The sequence below is a fragment of the Escherichia sp. WS3227_2 genome (genome assembly GCF_046486495.1).
Taxonomy (GTDB): domain Bacteria; phylum Pseudomonadota; class Gammaproteobacteria; order Enterobacterales; family Enterobacteriaceae; genus Escherichia; species Escherichia coli.
Genome location: NZ_JBJQLG010000005.1, coordinates 93,709 through 109,651, shown reverse-complemented (window position 1 = coordinate 109,651; position 15,943 = coordinate 93,709). Strand labels below are relative to the sequence as shown.

17 protein-coding genes are annotated in these 15,943 nt (G+C 49.0%); 7 read left to right on the top strand and 10 right to left on the bottom strand.

Annotation, left to right across the window (positions count from 1 at the left end; genetic code table 11):
• The first annotated feature begins 3 nt into the window (after positions 1-3).
• The 3 genes from ACJHXB_RS08835 (at position 4) to ACJHXB_RS08825 (ending at position 1,523) form a co-directional block, all read left to right on the top strand.
• Entirely contained in the window at positions 4-117 is a 114-nt protein-coding gene (locus ACJHXB_RS08835; RefSeq protein WP_001253418.1) for a YceO family protein, read from the top strand.
• A gap of 260 nt (positions 118-377) precedes the next feature.
• Positions 378-944: a cytochrome b gene (locus ACJHXB_RS08830; RefSeq protein WP_000011118.1), complete on the top strand. Its 567-nt coding sequence runs from the start codon at positions 378-380 to the stop codon at positions 942-944.
• A gap of 3 nt (positions 945-947) precedes the next feature.
• Positions 948-1,523 (top strand): YceI family protein, encoded by a 576-nt coding sequence (locus tag ACJHXB_RS08825; protein ID WP_000749257.1) that lies wholly within the window; start codon positions 948-950, stop codon positions 1,521-1,523.
• Positions 1,524-1,564: 41 nt separating this feature from the next.
• On the opposite strand, the gene ACJHXB_RS08820 is transcribed toward ACJHXB_RS08825, so the two are convergent.
• A complete protein-coding gene (locus ACJHXB_RS08820; RefSeq protein WP_001305889.1) occupies positions 1,565-2,617 on the bottom strand; it encodes a rhodanese-related sulfurtransferase in 1,053 nt (350 codons plus the stop codon).
• Between the two features lie 224 nt (positions 2,618-2,841).
• Here ACJHXB_RS08820 and lpxL point away from each other — a divergent pair, with 224 nt between their 5' ends.
• The 3 genes from lpxL (at position 2,842) to ACJHXB_RS08805 (ending at position 5,617) form a co-directional block, all read left to right on the top strand.
• On the top strand, positions 2,842-3,762 hold the full coding sequence (lpxL, locus tag ACJHXB_RS08815; protein WP_000183364.1) for a kdo(2)-lipid IV(A) lauroyltransferase: 921 nt from the start codon (positions 2,842-2,844) through the stop codon (positions 3,760-3,762).
• A 171-nt stretch (positions 3,763-3,933) separates the two neighbouring features.
• Positions 3,934-5,160, top strand: a complete 1,227-nt coding sequence (gene mdtG / locus ACJHXB_RS08810; RefSeq protein ID WP_000074172.1) for a multidrug efflux MFS transporter MdtG — start codon at positions 3,934-3,936, stop codon at positions 5,158-5,160.
• Positions 5,161-5,242: 82 nt separating this feature from the next.
• A complete protein-coding gene (locus ACJHXB_RS08805; RefSeq protein WP_000180056.1) occupies positions 5,243-5,617 on the top strand; it encodes a MysB family protein in 375 nt (124 codons plus the stop codon).
• Here the strand turns inward: ACJHXB_RS08805 and ACJHXB_RS08800 are convergent, their stop codons facing one another.
• The 3 genes from ACJHXB_RS08800 to mdoG form a co-directional block, all read right to left on the bottom strand.
• Positions 5,618-5,845 (bottom strand): YceK/YidQ family lipoprotein, encoded by a 228-nt coding sequence (locus ACJHXB_RS08800; protein WP_001237205.1) that lies wholly within the window; start codon positions 5,843-5,845, stop codon positions 5,618-5,620.
• Positions 5,846-6,016: 171 nt separating this feature from the next.
• On the bottom strand, positions 6,017-8,560 hold the full coding sequence (mdoH, locus tag ACJHXB_RS08795) for a glucans biosynthesis glucosyltransferase MdoH (RefSeq protein ID WP_001309403.1): 2,544 nt from the start codon (positions 8,558-8,560) through the stop codon (positions 6,017-6,019).
• On the bottom strand, positions 8,553-10,088 hold the full coding sequence (gene mdoG / locus ACJHXB_RS08790) for a glucans biosynthesis protein MdoG (protein WP_001300662.1): 1,536 nt from the start codon (positions 10,086-10,088) through the stop codon (positions 8,553-8,555). The genes mdoH and mdoG overlap by 8 nt, the downstream gene beginning before the upstream one ends.
• A 393-nt stretch (positions 10,089-10,481) precedes the next feature.
• Between mdoG and mdoC the strand changes: the two genes are divergently transcribed.
• Positions 10,482-11,639: a glucans biosynthesis protein MdoC gene (mdoC, locus tag ACJHXB_RS08785; protein ID WP_001070350.1), complete on the top strand. Its 1,158-nt coding sequence runs from the start codon at positions 10,482-10,484 to the stop codon at positions 11,637-11,639.
• A 7-nt stretch (positions 11,640-11,646) separates the two neighbouring features.
• Here the strand turns inward: mdoC and clsC are convergent, their stop codons facing one another.
• The 6 genes from clsC to csgB all read right to left on the bottom strand — a co-directional run bounded on the left by clsC (position 11,647) and on the right by csgB (position 15,475).
• Positions 11,647-13,128, bottom strand: a complete 1,482-nt coding sequence (clsC, locus tag ACJHXB_RS08780) for a cardiolipin synthase ClsC (RefSeq protein WP_001605229.1) — start codon at positions 13,126-13,128, stop codon at positions 11,647-11,649.
• On the bottom strand, positions 13,070-13,603 hold the full coding sequence (ymdB, locus tag ACJHXB_RS08775) for an O-acetyl-ADP-ribose deacetylase (RefSeq protein ID WP_000857405.1): 534 nt from the start codon (positions 13,601-13,603) through the stop codon (positions 13,070-13,072). The genes clsC and ymdB overlap by 59 nt, the downstream gene beginning before the upstream one ends.
• 94 nt (positions 13,604-13,697) lie before the next feature.
• Positions 13,698-14,009 carry a type 1 fimbrial protein gene (locus ACJHXB_RS08770; protein WP_000489565.1) on the bottom strand — a complete coding sequence of 104 codons (312 nt, stop codon included), beginning with the start codon at positions 14,007-14,009 and terminating at the stop codon, positions 13,698-13,700.
• Between the two features lie 120 nt (positions 14,010-14,129).
• Entirely contained in the window at positions 14,130-14,462 is a 333-nt protein-coding gene (csgC, locus tag ACJHXB_RS08765; protein ID WP_000992814.1) for a curli assembly chaperone CsgC, read from the bottom strand.
• Between the two features lie 58 nt (positions 14,463-14,520).
• Positions 14,521-14,979, bottom strand: coding sequence for a curli major subunit CsgA (gene csgA, locus ACJHXB_RS08760; protein ID WP_000771429.1), 459 nt, complete (start codon positions 14,977-14,979; stop codon positions 14,521-14,523).
• A gap of 40 nt (positions 14,980-15,019) precedes the next feature.
• Positions 15,020-15,475 carry a curli minor subunit CsgB gene (gene csgB, locus ACJHXB_RS08755; protein WP_001469343.1) on the bottom strand — a complete coding sequence of 152 codons (456 nt, stop codon included), beginning with the start codon at positions 15,473-15,475 and terminating at the stop codon, positions 15,020-15,022.
• Between the last annotated feature and the right edge of the window lie 468 nt (positions 15,476-15,943).

Below are 15,943 nucleotides of genomic sequence, written 5' to 3'. Positions count from 1 at the left end.
TTAATGCGTCGGCTGTTGCACTATCTCATCAATAATATTCGCGAGCATCTGATGCTTTATCTTTTTCTCTGGGGATTGTTGGCAATTATGGATCTGATCTATGTGTTTTATTTTTAGTTTTCCGCACTGACATAAACTGACAAATATTTAATCTCCCTTTCATTTAGCGTGAAAAATTGAATGAGATTATTCCTGCTTCTACAGCACTCACCAGACATCTCTGATGCTGAACCCACTAAACTTATGAAGATTCTTTCATTATTAATTCAAAATTATTGAAATAAAAATAAATATCATTCAATTTGTTTTTTTTGTGTTGCAATTCACTCTCCGACACGCCATTTTCTTTCTCTCGCAAATTCGTTTTGGATGCACTTATGTCATTCACAAATACCCCTGAACGCTATGGTGTTATATCTGCGGCCTTCCATTGGCTAAGCGCAATTATTGTCTACGGCATGTTTGCTTTAGGTCTGTGGATGGTCACGCTCAGTTATTACGATGGCTGGTATCACAAAGCACCCGAACTGCATAAAAGCATCGGTATTTTGTTAATGATGGGGCTGGTTATTCGCGTTCTGTGGCGCGTCATATCTCCACCGCCGGGTCCGCTGCAGAGTTATTCGCCCATGACTCGTCTTGGCGCAAAGGCTGGACATCTCGCATTGTACTTATTGCTGTTCGCCATCGGCATCAGCGGCTATCTGATCTCAACTGCCGATGGTAAACCGATCAGCGTTTTTGGCTGGTTTGACGTCCCCGCGACCCTCGCCGACGCTGGCGCACAGGCTGACTTTGCCGGTGCCCTGCATTTTTGGCTCGCGTGGAGCGTCGTAGTACTGTCCGTTATGCACGGATTTATGGCCCTGAAGCATCATTTCATCGATAAAGACGACACTCTGAAGCGCATGCTGGGAAAGTCGTCATCTGACTATGGAGTATAAAAAATGAAAAAAAGCCTGCTTGGTTTAACCTTCGCTTCCCTGATGTTCTCTGCCGGTTCAGCGGTTGCCGCCGATTACAAAATTGACAAAGAAGGTCAGCACGCCTTTGTTAACTTCCGCATACAGCACCTTGGCTATAGCTGGTTATACGGCACCTTTAAAGATTTCGACGGTACTTTTACCTTTGATGAAAAAAATCCAGCTGCCGATAAAGTGAATGTGACAATTAACACCACCAGCGTCGATACTAACCACGCCGAACGCGATAAACATCTTCGCAGTGCGGATTTTCTCAATACCGCAAAATATCCACAGGCAACATTCACCTCCACCAGCGTGAAGAAAGACGGTGACGACCTGGATATTACCGGCGATCTGACGCTGAATGGCGTAACCAAACCCGTCACGCTGGAAGCGAAATTAATTGGTCAGGGCGACGACCCGTGGGGCGGTAAACGTGCAGGCTTCGATGCCGAAGGCAAAATTAAGCTCAAGGACTTCAATATCAAAACAGATTTAGGTCCAGCTTCTCAGGAAGTGGATCTGATTATTTCAGTGGAAGGCGTACAGCAGAAGTAAGCGTGAAATGTTGCCGGATGGCACGCATCCGGCAATGATATTTATTCTGTTGGATCAGGAATGCCCAGTGTTGTATTCAGACGTCCACGAGACTTATTAAAGATCTTATTGCCATTTTCACGTCCTGCCCGACGGCGTCGCTGTTCTTCAGGCGGTAACGCGCTTTCTTCGCAGCAAATCTCACTACAACAACCTTTGTATTTTTCCGCACATACTGGACACTGAATAAAAAGCAGGTGGCAGCCATCATTTTTACAGTTGGTATGGCTGTCGCACGGCGCACCGCACTGGTGGCAATGCGCGATAATCTCATCAGAGATACGTTCGCCCATCCGCTCGTCAAAAACAAAATTTTTGCCAATAAAACGCACCGGCAAGCCCTGCTCGCGCGCCTTACGGGCGTATTCAATAATTCCGCCCTCGATATGCCAGACTTTGTTGAATCCGTTATGTTTCATCCAGGCACTGGCTTTTTCACAACGAATGCCGCCGGTGCAGTACATGACGATTTTTTTATCTTTATGTGCCTGCATCATCTCGACTGCTTTTGGCAGCTGCTCACGGAAGGTATCTGCCGGAATTTCCAGCGCGTTTTCAAAGTGCCCCACTTCATACTCATAGTGGTTACGCATGTCGATAAACAATGCATCGGGATCGTCAAGCATGGCGTTCACTTCCGCCGCTTGCAGATACTCACCCACATTGCTGGCATCAAAGTGAGGATCGTCAATACCGTCGGCAACGATACGATCGCGGACCTTCATGCGCAGTACCCAGAAGGATTTCCCGTCATCATCCAACGCGATATTCAGGCGTAAGCCCTCTAAAGCCGGGTCGAAGGCATAAAGCTGCGCGCGAAATGTTTCAACATTGCTCGCAGGTACGCTGATTTGCGCGTTAATGCCCTCATGCGCCAGATACACTCGCCCAAAAACATCCAGCGCGGTAAACAGCTGATATAAAGCGTCACGGGTCGCCTTAGGATCGGCGATGTGGAAATACTTATAAAACGAAATGGTGGTTCGCGGTTCGCTCTCAGCCAACATTTTGGCTTTTAACGCGTCGTTGGAAATGCGGTTGTGTAACACTGGCATGGTGTACGGTTCCTGCGAGATGGGAAAGTAAAAATCCGCGGCATGATATAGCAATTATCGATAATTAACATCCACACATTTTACGCTACATTTGCGCATTAAAAATTATTTGTTATTTACAAGCGCGGCAATTTCGCCCAGTCTTCAGTCACAAATTTTGGTTGCGGGCGAAAAAATGCGACAATACATACAATTGCCCGTATAGGTTGAAAAACAGGATTGATATGACGAATCTACCCAAGTTCTCCACCGCACTGCTTCATCCGCGTTATTGGTTAACCTGGTTGGGTATTGGCGTACTTTGGTTAGTCGTGCAATTGCCCTACCCGGTTATCTACCGCCTCGGTTGTGGATTAGGAAAACTTGCGTTACGTTTTATGAAACGACGCGCAAAAATTGTGCATCGCAACCTGGAACTGTGCTTCCCGGAAATGAGCGAACAAGAACGCCGTAAAATGGTGGTGAAGAATTTCGAATCCGTTGGCATGGGACTGATGGAAACTGGCATGGCGTGGTTCTGGCCGGACCGCAGAATCGCCCGCTGGACGGAAGTGATCGGCATGGAACACATTCGTGACGTGCAGGCGCAAAAACGCGGCATCCTGTTAGTTGGCATCCATTTTCTGACCCTGGAGCTGGGTGCGCGGCAGTTTGGTATGCAGGAGCCGGGCATTGGCGTTTACCGCCCGAACGATAATCCACTGATTGACTGGCTACAAACCTGGGGCCGTTTGCGCTCAAATAAATCGATGCTCGACCGCAAAGATTTAAAAGGCATGATTAAAGCCCTGAAAAAAGGCGAAGTGGTCTGGTACGCACCGGATCATGATTACGGCCCGCGCTCAAGCGTTTTCGTCCCGTTGTTTGCCGTTGAGCAGGCTGCGACCACAACCGGAACCTGGATGCTGGCACGGATGTCCGGCGCATGTCTGGTGCCCTTCGTTCCACGCCGTAAGCCAGATGGCAAAGGGTATCAGTTGATTATGCTGCCGCCAGAGTGTTCTCCGCCGCTGGATGATGCCGAAACCACCGCCGCGTGGATGAACAAAGTGGTAGAAAAATGCATCATGATGGCACCAGAGCAGTATATGTGGTTACACCGTCGCTTTAAAACACGCCCGGAAGGCGTTCCTTCACGCTATTAAATCTCCCATGCCGGATGCTTCAGAAGGGTATCCGGCATTACCACAGCAAATCCCCCTGATTTAGCGATAAAAGCTCTCTGGATTGCGCCCCCTGGAAGTCGGGCGCATAATTAGTGTGCTTATCTTTTCTTCTTATGTTCACCGCGCCTGGCGCACCAACAGCGGATTGCTATGTCACCCTGTGAAAATGACACCCCTATAAACTGGAAACGAAACCTGATCGTCGCCTGGCTAGGCTGTTTTCTTACGGGTGCCGCCTTCAGCCTGGTAATGCCCTTCTTACCCCTCTACGTTGAGCAGCTTGGCGTTACGGGCCACTCCGCCTTGAATATGTGGTCCGGTATTGTCTTCAGCATTACATTTTTATTTTCGGCCATCGCCTCACCGTTTTGGGGTGGACTCGCCGACCGTAAAGGCCGCAAACTCATGCTATTACGCTCTGCCCTCGGCATGGGCATCGTGATGGTGTTGATGGGGCTGGCACAAAATATCTGGCAGTTTTTGATCCTGCGGGCGCTTCTTGGGTTACTTGGCGGATTTGTCCCCAACGCTAATGCTCTTATCGCCACACAAGTACCGCGTAATAAAAGCGGCTGGGCGCTGGGGACGCTTTCCACAGGCGGCGTTAGCGGTGCGTTGCTCGGCCCAATGGCTGGCGGCCTGCTCGCCGATAGCTACGGCTTACGTCCGGTATTCTTTATTACCGCCAGTGTGCTCATACTCTGCTTTTTCGTCACCCTGTTTTGCATCAGAGAAAAATTCCAGCCGGTCAGCAAAAAAGAGATGCTGCACATGCGTGAAGTGGTGACATCACTTAAAAACCCGAAACTGGTACTCAGCCTGTTTGTCACCACGTTAATCATCCAGGTGGCAACGGGCTCAATTGCCCCCATTCTGACGCTGTATGTCCGCGAACTGGCGGGTAACGTCAGTAACGTCGCCTTTATCAGTGGCATGATCGCCTCGGTGCCAGGCGTAGCTGCTCTGCTGAGTGCACCACGACTCGGCAAACTTGGCGATCGAATCGGCCCCGAAAAGATCCTGATTACGGCGCTGATCTTTTCTGTACTGCTGTTGATCCCAATGTCTTACGTTCAGACGCCATTGCAACTTGGGATTTTACGTTTTTTGCTCGGTGCCGCTGATGGTGCACTACTCCCCGCCGTACAGACACTGTTAGTTTATAACTCGAGCAACCAGATCGCCGGGCGTATCTTCAGCTATAACCAATCGTTTCGTGATATTGGCAACGTTACCGGACCATTGATGGGAGCCGCGATTTCAGCGAACTACGGTTTCAGAGCGGTATTTCTCGTCACCGCTGGCGTAGTATTATTCAACGCAGTCTATTCATGGAACAGTCTACGTCGTCGTCGAATACCCCAGGTATCGAACTGATTTTTCGCCTTTCATACTTGCAAAAGCGGAGAATCAGCTATCCTTTTCCCTGAAACCTCATCAACTCAAAGGGAGAATCGTGATGACCATGTACGCAACGCTTGAAGAAGCCATTGACGCTGCACGCGAAGAATTTCTTGCAGACAACCCCGGCATCGACGCCGAAGACGCGAATGTGCAACAGTTCAATGCCCAAAAATACGTTTTGCAGGACGGCGACATCATGTGGCAAGTTGAGTTTTTTGCCGACGAAGGGGAAGAAGGTGAATGTTTACCTATGCTTAGCGGTGAAGCCGCGCAAAGTGTTTTTGATGGCGACTATGATGAGATAGAGATCCGCCAGGAGTGGCAGGAAGAGAATACATTACATGAATGGGACGAGGGGGAATTTCAGCTTGAGCCACCGCTGGATACCGAGGAAGGACGCGCAGCAGCTGATGAGTGGGATGAACGTTAATCACTCATACGGGCCATGATGAATGTCGATCGGCAGCAGTAAAGTATCAAAAACCAGGGAGAATGGCAGATCAAGGATCGTGACATAACGCCAGGCGGAGTCACGCACATCCCATTGCACACCGGGATAATATTGGTTGCCATGCCCCTGCCCCGGTATAGTGCGACTAATAATGCTGCCACAGCCACTCAGCAAGGTCACCATGATGCTCACCACAATTAAACGCATTTGATACCTCTTCCGTAAAAAATACCGGCATAACGCCGGTATTTTTATTGGCTCGTTGTTTTTGCCAGATGTGGCGTGAACGCCTTATCCGACCTACAAAATCTTGCAAAATCAACATATTGCAGGAGCGATGTAGGCCTGATAAGCGTAGCTCATCAGGCAACTACGTTTTTATTGCGAAGCCGCATCCGGTTTACGCAATGCCAGTGGATTGAGCTTTATCCCTTCGTAATAACTCACCCATGAAGAATATCTCTCAGGGGAATTCCAGACGCGGAAATGCAGACGGGCCATCGTCACCGGATCGCTTAGCAGCACCAGGCGACGATCGCGATTCAGCTTCTCTGGCGTCTCGTTCAGCGCCTGTTCAACGTGGCGGTCACGGGCGATTTCCAGCACCTTACTGGCCCGGTGACGCGCGGTCGCCATTGCGGTTGCCAGAGCGTTAAATGACGGGTTAAACACTGCGTGCATAAAGCCATCGTCAAGGGAGCGTTGACGGTTCATCTCAAGGAACCGATCGGTATCAACCAGTACCTGCGGCGGTGAATACTCTTCCGGGATCAGGAACAGTTTCCAGCGTTTGGTGCGCAGACCAACGGTGGCACGGCTGGAAATCACCGAAACAAACGGTGACAGGATCAACGAGAAGACAATCGGTGCCAGCCAGAACAGGAAACGCAGATCCAACCACGCCATCCCAACAGCCCACACTAACCCTAATAGCAGCTGTGAGCCGTGGCGTTTGAACGCTTCACCCCAGGAAGTGGAGTCATCATCACGCTGCGGTGAATTCCACACCACTTCCCAGCCAAGGAACGCGCTGACGACGAAGACCGTATGGAACAGCATGCGTACCGGAGCCAGCAGCACAGAAAACAGCACTTCCAGCAGCAACGATAATGTAACGCGCCAGAAGCCGCCGTATTCTTTCGTTCCTTTGCACCAGATAAGCAAAATGCTCAATAGCTTTGGCAGGAACAACAGCACCATGGTCGAAGCAAAAAGTGCAATCGCCAGCTCAGGACGCCACTGCGGCCACACCGGGAACAACTGCCGTGGTTGTAGGAAGTATTGCGGTTCGGTTAACGCATGCACTACCTGCAATGCAGTAGAGAGCGCGAGGAACATAAACCACAGCGGAGCGGAGAGATAAGACATCACGCCCGTCAGGAACACCGCACGGTGAACCGGGTGCATACCCTTCACCAGGAACAGACGGAAGTTCATCAGGTTACCGTGGCACCAGCGGCGGTCACGTTTTAGCTCATCAAGCAAGTTAGGCGGCAATTCTTCATAAGAACCTGGGAGATCGTAAGCAATCCAGACCCCCCAACCTGCACGGCGCATCAACGCTGCTTCCACGAAGTCATGTGACAGGATTGAACCGGCAAAGGAACCTTCGCCCGGCAGCGGAGCCAGTGCGCAGTGCTCGATAAACGGTTTCACGCGGATAATCGCGTTATGTCCCCAGTAGTGCGACTCGCCAAGTTGCCAGAAGTGCAAACCGGCTGTAAACAGTGGCCCATACACGCGGGTCGCGAACTGCTGACAGCGCGCATACAGCGTATCCATACCGGACGCTTTCGGCGACGACTGAATGATCCCGGCGTTCGGGTTGGCTTCCATCAGGCGCACCAGGCCGCATAAACAATCACCGGTCATTACCGAGTCAGCATCCAGCACCACCATGTAGCTGTACTGGCTGCCCCAACGACGGCAGAAGTCATCGATATTACCGCTTTTACGCTTCACGCGACGGCGGCGGCGGCGATAGAAAATCTGACCTTCGCCACCGACTTCAGCGATAAGCTCCATCCAGGCTTTTTGCTCTGCGACGCAGATATCCGGGTTATAACTGTCACTCAGAATGTAGACATCAAAGTGTTTGGCATTCCCGGTGGCTTTTACTGATTCCCACGTTGCACGCAAGCCAGCAAAAACACGGTTCACGTCTTCGTTACAGATAGGCATGATCAACGCCGTGCGATGCTCCGGGTTTAATGGTTCATCGCCAACTGTTGACGCAGATATACTGTATTTATCGCGACCAATAAGCAGTTGCAGGAAGCCCATCAACGCCGTCCAGAATCCGGCGGACACCCAACAGAACAGCACCGCAAAGAGGATCAGGATACCGGTTTGCAGCATATAAGGCAGAAGCTGCATAAAGGAAACCCACACATCCTGACCAACCATATCCATAGGATTAATCAGCGCCCACCCCTGATAAGGAAGAATGGTCTTCATATACCAGGTCGCGACAACAGTTTGCGCGAGCGTAAGGATTAACAAAATGTAACGGCGGATGGTACCGACGGTACGCCACTTTTGCTCGCTTTCCTGCTCTTCTTTGGTCAAACGAGCCAGATAGCGCGGCGTGACATCGCGTCCACGCAGACGATCCCAGAAACGGCCTACCGGGTTGGTACGCCACGGGTCGGGAAACATCGAGGAGCGTTTTGCTTCTGGCATCGCTTTAAGCTGATCGCGCCCTTCGTCGTCTTTAATTAACTGTCCATCAGCAAGTGAATCTGGCCAGGCTTGTTCCAGACGCGCCTTTACCGAGCCTTGCGGGGAGTCATCCTCCCGCGCCCAGGTACGGTGGTCGGCATCCAGCGCCTGATGAACGGCGCGGATATCAGTCTTCGGCAATGCCGCTTTCTCGCTTGCGGCGATGGGCATTGCGTCAATGTACTCAGTTGTCTTATTCATTGGCAGGTAACTGGTAGCTCCAGGTTTCACTCAACGTCTGATCGGCATTCACCAGCGCAGCACGCATTTCAGTGGTTTTCTTGGCATCTTTCACTTTCACACGCATCACCAGACGCCAGCCTTTGGTAACCGGGTTATAGCGCACCGTGCTTTCAACTATCTCACCATTATCACCAATGCTGGTTTGCGCTGTGACCGGGGTATCCTCTGGCAGTTTTTTCATCTCTGCGCCGGTAAAATCGACCACAAAGGCGATAGTACCGTCAGGTTGGCGAATCAGGTTCGACTGCTTCACATCCCCCGTTGAACGACGCGTTTGTTGCACCCATGCGTTATCTGGCGCATGCAGTTTGTCTTCATCACGGCTGAAGGTGATGGTGTATTTAAAGTTCATCTCTTTACCCGGCTCCGGCAGCTGATCCGGCGTCCAGTAAGCGACGATGTTATCGTTGGTTTCATCGTTGGTTGGAATTTCCACCAGCTCAACGCTGCCTTTGCCCCACTCCCCTTTCGGAGTCACCCATGCGCTTGGACGAAGATCGTAACGATCATCAAGATCTTCAAAGCGGGAGAAATCACGACCGCGCTGCAACAGACCGAAGCCTTGCGGGTTTTCCATCGAGAAACTGCTGACCGCTAAATGTTTCGGGTTATTCAACGGACGCCAGATCCACTCACCATTACCGGCATGGATAGAGAGACCGTTAGAGTCGTGCAACTCCGGACGATAGTTATTTGCAGGCGACGGTTGGTTCGGCCCAAACAGGAACATACTGGTTAACGGTGCAACCCCCAGTTTGCCGACTTTATCGCGCAGATAGATTTTCGACTGCACATCCACAACCGTGTCACGCCCTGGCATAACTACGAATTTGTAAGCACCTGTCGCGCGCGGCGAGTCAAGCAATGCATAAATGGTTAAACGTTTATCAGTCGGTTTTGGACGCTCGATCCAGAACTCTTTGAAGCGTGGAAATTCTTCACCCGATGGCAAGGCGGTATCAATTGCCAGGCCGCGTGCAGAAAGGCCATAAACCTGACCTGCACCAATCACGCGGAAATAGCTGGCCCCGAGCATGCTGACGATTTCATCGTTTTTATCTTTGCTGTTGATCGGGTAAAGCACTTTAAAACCGGCAAAACCAAGGTCTTTTACCGTGTCTTTGTCATGCTGAACATCGCCGAAAGTGAAATAATCCGGGCTGTATTTGATTCGTTTGACTGCGGTGGCAGTCACTTCATTTATTTTGACCGGGGTATCGAAGTACATACCCTGATGGTAGAACTCGAGTTTGAATGGGGTCTTCAGATTGTTCCAGTACGCTTTGTCATGATTAAACTGGATCTGCTGATAGTCCGCGTATTTCATATCGCGGAAAACGGAGGGCAAGTTGCTTTTAGGCGCCTCATAGCCTTTCCCGGCTAAGGATTGAGCTTGCTTTGCGACATCATCAATACTGAAAGCCCAGCTTGAAGATGTATACAGGGTTAACATTACTGCAGCACTCAACCAACGCATTTTCATCATTTGTAGTTTATGTTTCATAATTAGTAAGCACTTCCCCCTTTGTGTGCTTATATCGATCCGATCTATTTTAATGGATAACCAGCCATTCCGACAACAGAATCCCGGTATCGTTCAGCACGCTGGCTCATGGATTAAGCACCTGATTGCAACCGTTTTCACTTTCCGTGCTTCTCCTAAAGACAGAAGCATCGACTTCGTGTAGGGTTTGCCAGCAAATTTATTTATCAACCGTCTTACAGACGCTTCCATTCTGGTTAGTGGTAGCGATGATGCTATGCATAAAAACCTTGAAGCCTGCGCCTGGCGCGGTCAGGTCGGTGTCGCTATGGCAACAAGCCTAAAGGCATAACCCGACAGGGATAAGACGAAAAATCCGAGATTAGTTAACCATATATGAATCCAGTACCCGCGCAACGTGAATATTTTCTCGACTCCATCCGCGCCTGGCTGATGTTGTTAGGGATCCCTTTTCATATTTCTTTAATCTATTCGAGCCATACATGGCATGTGAATAGCGCCGAACCGTCATTGTGGCTGACCCTTTTTAATGACTTCATCCACTCGTTCCGCATGCAGGTATTTTTCGTTATATCCGGGTACTTTTCCTACATGCTTTTTTTACGCTATCCCTTGAAAAAATGGTGGAAAGTACGTGTCGAACGTGTAGGTATCCCGATGTTAACAGCCATCCCCCTACTGACATTACCGCAATTTATTATGCTGCAATACGTCAAAGGGAAAGCGGAAAGTTGGCCTGGACTGTCATTGTATGACAAATATAATACGTTGGCCTGGGAATTAATATCGCACCTGTGGTTTTTATTGGTGTTAGTGGTCATGACGACGCTGTGCGTCTGGATATTTAAACGCATCAGAAATAATTTAGAAAATTCTGATAAAACGAATAAAAAATTCTCGATGGTAAAACTATCGGTGATTTTTTTGTGCCTCGGCATCGGCTATGCGGTAATAAGAAGAACGATTTTTATTGTGTATCCGCCCATTCTGAGTAACGGCATGTTCAATTTTATTGTCATGCAAACGCTATTTTATTTGCCGTTCTTTATCCTCGGCGCACTGGCTTTCATTTTCCCTCATCTTAAAGCCTTGTTTACCACGCCGTCTCGTGGCTGTACCCTCGCAGCAGCATTGGCATTTGTCGCTTACTTACTCAACCAGCGCTATGGCAGTGGCGATGCCTGGATGTACGAAACCGAGTCGGTGATCACCATGGTCCTCGGTCTGTGGATGGTGAATGTGGTCTTCTCCTTCGGCCACCGTTTGCTTAACTTCCAGTCAGCGCGGGTGACTTACTTTGTTAACGCATCGCTGTTTATCTATCTGGTTCACCACCCGTTAACGCTGTTTTTCGGCGCGTACATTACACCGCACATCACCTCCAACTGGCTTGGTTTTCTCTGTGGCCTGATATTCGTAGTAGGGATTGCGATAATTCTGTATGAAATTCATTTACGCATCCCATTACTGAAGTTTTTGTTCTCTGGTAAACCGGTTGTTAAGCGTGAGAACGATAAAGCACCAGCCCGTTAAGCCGCGTTTACAATAACCATTCCACGGGCAATATCGACGCCAGTTTGACCATAACCCGCTTCCAGAAACTGGTGGCGGGTTCTTTTTTGAGAACAATCTCTTTCTTTGCATGACGATCAACCCAGTTGATCCGTCCCCACCTGTCCAGACGGAGCTGCCAGGCCGCATCATACTGGCTCTGAATAAAGCGTTTATCAATTAACTGTGCCAGCGTTTCGCTCTCTATCACGAAGCCCATTTCAGTATTGAGCAATGTCGAACGTGGATCGAAATTGAAAGAGCCGATAAACACCGTTTTACCATCGATGCTAAAGGTTTTAGCATGCAGGCTGGCACCGGAATTACCGGTTATGCCGCGATCGTGTAACGTACTACTTTGTTCACGCGTCGGCTTGAGTTCATATAATTCCACGCCATAGCGGAGCAATTTTTTGCGCCAGCGCGCGTATCCGGCATGGACGACAGCAACATCGTTAGCGGCAAGAGAATTGGTTAGGATCGCAATCTTTACCCCTTTTCTCACCATCCGTAAGAGTTGCGCCACACCTGCGCGTGTCGGTACAAAATAGGAAGAGATAATATCGATGCGTTCACTGGGTGAGCCCATGATATCGAACAGGCGCTGCGGTAACAGTGAATGCCGTTTTGCCTTGCCTTCCCCTTTCGCCGGATCATCACTTAATAAACGTGTTTTCGCCCAGATAAGCGGCAACGTTCCATCAACCAGATGATTTATAAACGGGCTGGATTCCATTTTGCGTAAATAACGATGCGTCATGGCATCGTTGTGCCAGGATGCTGGTAACTCGATGCGATCCGCCATTTCACCTTCCGGGACATCCAGCACCTGCTGTAGGGGTGAAACCGATTTGCAATACCAGTAGCGGGCGAAATCATCGGCAACGTCCTCTACAACTGGTCCTATTGCCATGACATCTAAATCCGAAAAAAGTGGCTCTTCCCCTGCACCAAAATAGGCATCACCAATATTTCGTCCTCCCACCAGGGTAACCACGCCATCGACAGTGAAACTTTTATTGTGCATACGGCGATTGAGACGGGAAAAGTCGGTGATATAACCAAGCGGACGCAGCAAGCGAAACGAGAAAGGATTAAAAAGCCGGACTTCAATGCGTGGATGACTGTCAAGCAAGCGTAAAATGTCGTCAAGTCCGGGCGTATTGTTGTCATCCAGCAACAAACGGACGCGAACGCCACGCTTTGCTGCGGCTAACAGGGCGGAAAACAGTAACCGACCCGACATATCGTCCTGCCAGATGTAATACTGAACATCCAGCGTATGCTCTGCCATTTCGGCCAGACGATACCGGGCGGCAAACGCATCCAGACTTTTCTCCAGAGGAAAAAGGCCACACTGACCGGGATGTTGCGAACACAGTGGCAGCACCGCGCTCGCCAGCCGGGGCAAATCATTCATCTCCTTGTTGAGTAAGGAGTCTTTCGTAGAGGTGGGCGTTTTCTTCATCATAACAGACAAAGTATACCTGTTCGGGTAAAGCGTGACGGGTAATAAATTCTGAAACGGTTTTTACTGCGATTTCAGCCGCTGCCGCACGAGGGTAACCATAAACCCCAGTACTAATTGCAGGAAAAGCCACTGACGTATAGCTGTTTGCCGCCACCAGTCGTAGGCTATTGAGATAGGCATCCTGCAAAAGCTGGTCTTCGTTTTGTTCACCACCACGCCAGACTGGCCCGACGGTGTGCACTACGGCTTTAGCGGGAAGATCGCCTGCAAGCGTAATAACGGCATGCCCCGTAGGGCAATCGCCCTGCTGTTGCCTGACTTTTAAACAGGCATCCAGCAGCGCCGGACCCGCTGCGCGATGAATGGCCCCATCGACGCCGCCGCCTCCCATTAATGACGGATTAGCCGCATTCACAATCACATCAACGGCCAGTTTGGTAATATCACCCTGCACAACATGAATACGCGTTTTCATAACGCCTCCTTACACCTTCTTGTTTCTTAAGTGTACAGCAGGCTTTTTGGTTAAATCGCATTTTTCTGCTCAGCAAGGTGAGTTGTTCAGAAACTTAGTTATATTCGATGTTCATTACAGCCAGCTTTTTCTGTTTATCAAGATACTGCACTTTTACTGAGGCTATTTGCGCGTTTTTGACATTGCCGCTCATTAACGCTTTGCTGGAATAGGTTCTGCCCGGAACAGAGCCATTCTGTGGGCAGTTCATTTCTACGGGTGATGACTGGGTGCTGACGTCACATGCCGGTTCCACAATTTGGCCATAAAAGTGGATCACGCCCCCTTGCGCGCTGCTTCCTGCGATGGCAATAAAAGGAAAAAACATACTGCCGAGCATGAGAGAGTCTAAAAAAGGTCTGAACATTTATTCTATTTCCTCAATGATTAGTCATCCTTGAGGGTTGTGTTATCCATACTTTCAGGTTGGCTGATCCGCAGCAGACCATTCTCTCCAGATTCATCTTATGCTCGATATTTCAACAAATTAAGACTTTTCTGAAGAGGGCGGCCATTGTTGTGATAAATGAAGTGACTGTCCATCAGAAACAGTAACAACTATTTTCACCCGATCGTCCGGGGAAATATTTAAACTCAACTTCGTCAAAGCAATGGGTTGATTAGCAGGCAATGAGAGGGTCTTTTCTTGCTTCGTCTGACTTTTCCCTGAACTGCCTTCGCGCAGGGACAATATTTGTACTCTGCACAGACAAGATTGAGTAAGAGTGACTTCAGGAATAATGGTGTACATATCCCCTTGCTGGGTCGTATTAAAGGTTATCTGACTGGAAAGTGCCGCAAGGAGTAATAACGCATTCATATTCTTCTCCCGAAAAAAAACAGGGCTTGCGCCCTGTTTCTTTAATACAGAGGATGTATTAGTACTGATGAGCGGTCGCGTTGTTACCAAAGCCAACCTGAGTGACGTTAACGCTGGAGTTAGATGCAGTCTGGTCAACAGCAGCACCGTTACCGCCACCGAACTGTTTAACAGTCATAGTAGAATCTTTACCATTCCACTGATCAAGAGTAGCGCTGTTGCCGAAACCACGCTGAGTCAGATCGATTGAGCTGTCATCAGAACCTTGGCCAACATCTGCGCCGTTACCGCCGCCGTGCTGGGTAATGGTCAGATCAGAGTTACGGGCGTCAGCTTGCAGAGCAAGAGCAGAGTTACCGCCACCGTACTGGTAAATGTTCAGCTCTGAATTCGGGCCGCTGTTATTACCGCCACCACCGTGGTTACCGCCACCGCCGCCGTACTGAGGAACAACACCTGCCAGAGCGCTACCGGAGAATACGATTGCTGCAATTGCTGCTACTTTTAAAAGTTTCATGTAAAACCCCCATCGGATTGATTTAAAAGTCGAATAGTAATTAACGTTGTGTCACGCGAATTGCCATTTGCGACTGTCTCTGCACTACAATTGCCGTTTTTTGAGTACCATACTGTGTAATATTTGCTTTATTACCAGAACCTTTCTGGATAATCATCGCAGTATTACCATAAGCACCTTGCGAAATACTGGCATCGTTGGCACTGCCCGCCTGATCAATATATGCAAGGTTATAATCTCCTGTCTGGTCAATCTTTGCCCGATTGCTACTACCTTCTTGCGCAACAACCGCCAAAAGTTTTGAGCCTCCCTGCCGTACCTGAGCACTATTATTAGTCCCAGCTTGACCAATTATGGCTGCCTGATTAAATGAAGACTTACTCAATTCATTTACCGCGAAGTTATATTCTGAATTAGCTAAATCATAACCTGCTGCGGCTGCAATCCCAGGCGCACCCAGTATTGTTAACATCATAAATAACAATTTGTTTTTCATGTTGTCACCCTGGACCTGGTCGTACATTTAAGAAATTAAATCATTTCAACTTGGTTGTTAACGCAACCTGTATTTTGTTAACGCTGCGTTACGATGGAAAGTATGTCTGCGGAAATATTTTTAATAACTCACCCGCGCGTTGTATTTTTCTTTTTTTGTTCATACCAAAGTATTAAAACCCACGTAAATACGCTGTTATCTACGCAAAAAAATATTTTGTTTTCTTTTAAATCTCCGTTTTCCGCAATCAAAAATCACCAGACAGCCATTCTTCTTGCCCGTCGCTGATTGCTGCGATATGTCTTGCGCACAAGCCGTGACAAACCTCGTCTTTTTGCAGTAAAAAATTGTCCACGGAGGTGTGAAGAAAAAACAAGAACGTTTTACATGACGAAAGGACTACACCGAAATATTTTTTATATGCATTATTAGTAAGTTAGCACCATTTGTATGATTTTTTAAAATTGT

Excerpts from the sequence above, each read along its gene's own strand:
- csgA (WP_000771429.1), bottom strand. The coding sequence starts at position 14,979 with ATGAAACTTTTAAAAGTAGCAGCAATTGCAGCAATCGTATTCTCCGGT.
- ACJHXB_RS08825 (WP_000749257.1), top strand. The coding sequence starts at position 948 with ATGAAAAAAAGCCTGCTTGGTTTAACCTTCGCTTCCCTGATGTTCTCT.
- ACJHXB_RS08835 (WP_001253418.1), top strand. The coding sequence starts at position 4 with ATGCGTCGGCTGTTGCACTATCTCATCAATAATATTCGCGAGCATCTG.
- ACJHXB_RS08800 (WP_001237205.1), bottom strand. The coding sequence starts at position 5,845 with ATGCGTTTAATTGTGGTGAGCATCATGGTGACCTTGCTGAGTGGCTGT.
- mdoC (WP_001070350.1), top strand. The coding sequence starts at position 10,482 with ATGAATCCAGTACCCGCGCAACGTGAATATTTTCTCGACTCCATCCGC.
- ymdB (WP_000857405.1), bottom strand. The coding sequence starts at position 13,603 with ATGAAAACGCGTATTCATGTTGTGCAGGGTGATATTACCAAACTGGCC.
- ACJHXB_RS08805 (WP_000180056.1), top strand. The coding sequence starts at position 5,243 with ATGACCATGTACGCAACGCTTGAAGAAGCCATTGACGCTGCACGCGAA.
- ACJHXB_RS08820 (WP_001305889.1), bottom strand. The coding sequence starts at position 2,617 with ATGCCAGTGTTACACAACCGCATTTCCAACGACGCGTTAAAAGCCAAA.
- csgB (WP_001469343.1), bottom strand. The coding sequence starts at position 15,475 with ATGAAAAACAAATTGTTATTTATGATGTTAACAATACTGGGTGCGCCT.
- ACJHXB_RS08770 (WP_000489565.1), bottom strand. The coding sequence starts at position 14,009 with ATGTTCAGACCTTTTTTAGACTCTCTCATGCTCGGCAGTATGTTTTTT.
- ACJHXB_RS08830 (WP_000011118.1), top strand. The coding sequence starts at position 378 with ATGTCATTCACAAATACCCCTGAACGCTATGGTGTTATATCTGCGGCC.
- mdoG (WP_001300662.1), bottom strand. The coding sequence starts at position 10,088 with ATGATGAAAATGCGTTGGTTGAGTGCTGCAGTAATGTTAACCCTGTAT.
- mdoH (WP_001309403.1), bottom strand. The coding sequence starts at position 8,560 with ATGAATAAGACAACTGAGTACATTGACGCAATGCCCATCGCCGCAAGC.
- clsC (WP_001605229.1), bottom strand. The coding sequence starts at position 13,128 with ATGATGAAGAAAACGCCCACCTCTACGAAAGACTCCTTACTCAACAAG.
- mdtG (WP_000074172.1), top strand. The coding sequence starts at position 3,934 with ATGTCACCCTGTGAAAATGACACCCCTATAAACTGGAAACGAAACCTG.
- csgC (WP_000992814.1), bottom strand. The coding sequence starts at position 14,462 with ATGAATGCGTTATTACTCCTTGCGGCACTTTCCAGTCAGATAACCTTT.
- lpxL (WP_000183364.1), top strand. The coding sequence starts at position 2,842 with ATGACGAATCTACCCAAGTTCTCCACCGCACTGCTTCATCCGCGTTAT.